The 304-nt window shown below is 32.6% G+C and carries 1 protein-coding gene; it reads left to right on the top strand.

What is annotated here, in order from left to right; genetic code table 11:
• Positions 1-304: hypothetical protein (locus H3S73_RS13675; protein ID WP_198248936.1), on the top strand; the 304-nt coding region annotated here is incomplete at both ends.

Below are 304 nucleotides of genomic sequence, written 5' to 3'. Positions count from 1 at the left end.
TTGGGGCGGTTATTTTAGAAGATCCCCTAGGTATGATTGAGGACTTAAATTTTCAACGCCTAGCCGAAGTCAATTATACAGGGGATGCTAAATTACATAATAAAATTGATGATAAAAGCGATATTCCTTATGAGTATCATGAACTTCACACCCCAGAGGGTCAATATAAAAAATTAAATTATGACTTAATTGAGCAATATAAAATTGCTATGAGAAAACATTTTGATGAAAATAGTACAGCTGGTACCGTTTTTGTCTCTAGTTTAGAAAATCTTTTTAGTAGTGATAAATGGCAATATGGTGG

This window comes from Gilliamella sp. B14384G12 (assembly GCF_016101825.1).
Lineage (GTDB): Bacteria > Pseudomonadota > Gammaproteobacteria > Enterobacterales > Orbaceae > Gilliamella > Gilliamella apicola_N.
Note: the sequence above shows the minus strand (reverse complement) of the source record. Positions and strands in the feature narration are given on the sequence as shown.